Annotated in this window: 2 protein-coding genes; both read right to left on the bottom strand. The window is 66.9% G+C overall.

Annotation, left to right across the window (positions count from 1 at the left end; all coding sequences use genetic code 11):
• Positions 1-672: 672 nt before the first annotated feature.
• Positions 673-966 (bottom strand): hypothetical protein, encoded by a 294-nt coding sequence (locus ACWEK3_RS42050; protein ID WP_450547497.1) that lies wholly within the window; start codon positions 964-966, stop codon positions 673-675.
• A 280-nt stretch (positions 967-1,246) separates the two neighbouring features.
• Positions 1,247-3,493: a penicillin acylase family protein gene (locus tag ACWEK3_RS42045; protein ID WP_450547496.1), complete on the bottom strand. Its 2,247-nt coding sequence runs from the start codon at positions 3,491-3,493 to the stop codon at positions 1,247-1,249.
• Between the last annotated feature and the right edge of the window lie 861 nt (positions 3,494-4,354).

Raw genomic sequence — 4,354 nt, 5'->3', positions numbered from 1 at the left:
GAGGCCCGTGGGGGCGTGGTAGCCGGCGGCCGGGCTGTCGTCCGCGGCGGCTGCCATTGCGGGGTCGGCTTCCGCGGTCATCGCGGCGGCTGTCAGCCGGCGGCGCCGAGGAGTTGCATGATGCGTCGTCTGCTGAGTGTGGGGCCGCTCGTGTTCAGAGGTTCGTGCTCGTGCTCGTGCTGATCGTGCAGGTCACACACATGGACCTCCGGGAGTGAGGGCGGGGAAGCTTCCCAGGCGCGTGGGCAGGGGTGAAAGAGGGAACCCCACTCGGGCGAGCGCAGCCGACTCCAGCGCGCGGATGATCGGCCGGGTACCGCACACGCGGTACCTTCGCGACTCCCGCAGCGTCCGCGGTAGCCGGATGCGGCATCGGCAGCAGCGGGGTGTCGCAGGACTCCCCCTGTGCAATCCAGTGGGGGAACTTGGCGCGGCTGTAGCCGGACGTCGAACCGTGCCCAGCCACCGTCGTCGCCGGCTTCATCGTGCGGGCCACATGACGGCATCGCGGTCGGCCCCGGCCTGGGCTTCGCGCCTGGCTCGAGGGCGTTGCCGTGCGCGTCGTGCAGCGTGTCCTCGCGCTCGCCACAGCGGTCTGCCACCGCACAGCGGCGACCGCGCCGGGCGGCCGAACGGCTCGGCCCAGCCGGCGCGGGTATGTCATTGCGGGTTTCAGAGCGTGATGTGGGCGGCCATGACGTGCTTGATCCGCATGTAGTCGTCCAGCCCATAGCGGCTGAGGTGGAGTCGACGAGCGCGATCGCGTCCCGTTTGAACTCCGCTGTGTACCGCTTCGTGTACTTGCTTCCAACCTGGTGCTACTTCCTCTGGAACCTCATCTCCCAGTACCGCGTTCTCGTGGCGCAGGACGAGCAACTCGGCGTCTTTTGCCGCATCCCCGCGGAGCAGCAACGATGGCAGGGAGGGCAACTTCCGGGTCACCTTGTACAACAGGGACACGATCATCCGGACGTCCTCCCAGCCGACGAACCGTCACCGCTGCCACCTGCGACGACAATTTTTCGAGCGACACAGGGCTTCAACAACGGCGACGGCCTCGCAAAAGTTCCCCGGTCCCGTCCCCTGTCAACACACCAGCCCCGCCCGGCAATGTGCTCCTGGCGGGGCTGGTCAGCATCGGGGCCGTAAAGATCGGTCGCCCACGCGGCGAAAGGCATTGCAAGGCTTCAGCCGAAAGCCATCTGCGGCTCGATTCCGCGTCGTCGGCGCAAGGGCCAACCCGACCCTATCTGCCTGGACGGTACCTCCGCTCGATGTGACCCTTGAGGTCATCCGGATAGAAGTAGACCGGCCGCAGGTCACCCTTGGCGTAGCGTTCGGCCTGGTCGTCGAAGTGCGGTGAATCGGGGTGTCCGCTCGCGCCGCCCGCCGTCACCGCCCAGGCGCGCAGTCGCGGCCCGAACTCCACTACCGCCACGAAGCTGTTGCCGCTGGTGCCGTAGTAACGCTTCGTTCCCGGGTAGGCCTTCGCTCCGAACGAGGCGAGGGAGCCCCAGCGCGATGAGGCGAAGGGCACCGGGATGCTCGGCTTGGCGTCGCTGAACTGCTGGACGATCGCTGCGTCGTTGCGCTGGTAGCGGTTGATGTCGCCCCAGGGCACCTTCCAGCTGCCGAAGTCCCGTGCCAGTCGCCGTGTCGCGGTCTCGAGCGCGTCGAGTCGCTGCGCGTCACTGGCGCGGTCGGCCATGTAGTCCCACACCGACATTCCTGCGTCCGCCGCCGCCTGGGACGTGAGCGCCCACAGGTCTTCACCCCAGAACACGGCCACCGACGTCGCGGTCGACTCCGCGGCCCACCGGTGGTCCCAGTCACGCAGCAGACCGACCGGGCCGGCCAGCGTCGCCTTCTGTCCGTTGCCCTCGGGCAGTTGGTTCCACGCTGCGACGAGCCCGGGAACGAGCCGCGCGAAAGCCGTCAGGTACGGATCGAACGCGGCCTCGATCAATGTCTGCGGAGTGAAGTCGTCACGCGCGGACAGCACCCGCTCCGCTTGTGGCCCGCGCGGGTTCTCGCCGGCCCTGTCGAAGTACCGTGGGTAGTCGGCCGCGTGGGGACTGTCCGCACCGGCGGCGGTCCACGGCCAGTTGTTCGTGTTGAACGCCCAGCCGTTCTTCGGGTTCACGACGTGCGGCATGCTGTCCAGGCTGTGCAGTCCGTGCCAGTCGGTCGCCGGATCACTGCCGTCGACGGGCCTGCGATAGTCGAAGCGATCGTCTCTCACCGGCATGAACTGCGGCATCAGGAAGGCGATCTCACCCTTGGAGTCCGCGAAGAGCGTGTTGTTCGAGCTGTTCGCCTTCAGGCCCGCCACCCGGAGATAGTCCACGTAGTTTCCCGTCGTGGTACGCAGGAAGCTCTGCGTGAGCGCCTCGACGGGCTTGTTCATCAGCGCACACGCGATCCACTTGCCGTCCGCCTCACGCACGATGGGGCCGTGATGGGTGGCGAACGTGGTGAAGCTGCGCTTGTCCTGTCCGCCCTCCTCGGTACGGAAGGACAAGGTGATCGTCGTCGTTGTGACGGGGCGCAGTTCGTCGCCGTAACGGTAGTAGCGGTTCCCGTCGGCCCCCGTCACGATCGTCTCGGCGAACTCGTCGATGTTGTCGACGCCGCTCGTCGTGTGCATCCACCCCGTGTGCGCGTTGAAGCCCTGGTAGATGAAGAACTGGCCCCAGGTGGCGGCACCGTAGACGTTGAGCCCCTCGCCGCTCGTCACATGCTGTTCCGAGCGGAAGAAGAAGCTGGTGTGCGGGTTGATCAGGAGCAACGCGTGGCCGTCACGCGTGTGGCTCGGCGCGATCGCGAAGCCGTTCGACCCCGTGGGTTCGCGCAGCATCAGCCCGCGTTCCGCGTCGGTCATCGGCACGTCCCGCTTGTCGTAGAAGGCTTCGAGCTGGGTGAGCAGCACCGACTCGATGTCGCCGCCGATGCTGCCCTCCGAGAAGCTCAGCGGCATCCACGGCTCGAACCGGTCGAGCACGCGCGGACGCACCTCGGGGTGTGTGGCGAGGTAGTAGTTGAGCCCATCCGCCCAGGCCTGCATCAACGTGCGCAGCCACGCGGGAGACTTCGCATAGTCCTTCTTCAGCGCCTCCGGGTCGAGGAACAGCCGCTGGCGCAGGTCCTGCCAGATGGCGCTCTCTCCCTCGGCCTCGGCGAGGCGGCCCAGGGCGACGAGGTAGTTTCGTTCGATCCGGTTGAAGTCGTCCTCAGCCTGCGCGTACATCATTCCGAACACCGCGTCGGCATCCGACGTGCCCACGATGTGCGGAACGCCCCAGTCGTCCCGCGTGATCGTCACGTGGGCCGCGTGTCTGTTCCAGCGGGCCTTTTCCGGCAGCGTCTGCGGCGGTGCCGCGAACGCGACTGCGGACGGCACTCCCGCCGCGGCCGCGGCCAGTCCGGCTGCCGTGCCCAGCACACGCCGCCGACTCACTCCCGTCTTGCGCACATGACCCACGAGCTGCTCCACCTTCCATCCGAAAAATCAACGGATCGTGCAGTTCACACGCCCGCGAGGAAGGCGGCCCACGCGCGGGGTCCACTACGCCCTCGGCTATCGGCGCACACACCCGCCACATCACTGCAGCGCCGCCCCTCCACAACGGACACTCGCAACCGTGGACCGCAACCCGACCACCACAACGGCAGCAGCCACACGCGAAGCAACACCACAGCAGCAGACACAGACCTCAGTGCGACCACTCACATCGGCAGTCTTGTCCGCCACACAGCCCACTGACAAGACCGCAATCGACAGTGAACAGAACACCCTCGCGCATCACCCCACCCAGGCACCAACTCCACAACTACTCCAGGTTATTGCGCGGGCGACGACCGGCAGCCCAGCCTGCCCGGACCGCCAACCCCAAGGCGATCGACACGAACTTCACCATGCAGGCCCGCAAAAGCACCACAGCCCAGTCCCAGGTCGCAGCGTTGCCCAGCCTCCCAACGCCTGCCGCACCGAGGGTCCCTGGCGTCACACATCCAGCCGATCGCCCGCGAGCACCAGATACACGGCGACTCGAGTTCGAAAGCTTGGTGATCTCGTAAGGTCAGGCCGCCGCCTGTGACACGCAGGACCTGGAACGCGCTGAACACAGTGACCCCTGAGCGGGTCGCGCCGCCTGCAGTCCGGAGGAGGTACGCGGGCGGCAGGAAGGAGGAAGGGTGAGCGTCACTTCGCCAGGAGTGGTCTTGAGTCGCACAGGTCAATGGGCGCTGAGGGGGCGGAACGGAACCTGTCAAAGGGATCAAGGCAGATAGATCGTTCTAACGTTGTGCCGGGATCAGTGGACCGTCTGGTGCCGGCTTGTTGATCCAGGCCGCT

This window comes from Streptomyces sp. NPDC004721 (assembly GCF_053601495.1).
The sequence above is the reverse complement of the archived record's forward strand: the minus strand, read 5'-3'. Positions and strand labels throughout refer to the sequence as shown.

What these genes read in the sequence shown, in the direction of transcription:
- ACWEK3_RS42050 (WP_450547497.1), bottom strand. Translation starts at nt 966, where the DNA reads ATGATCGTGTCCCTGTTGTACAAGGTGACCCGGAAGTTGCCCTCCCTG.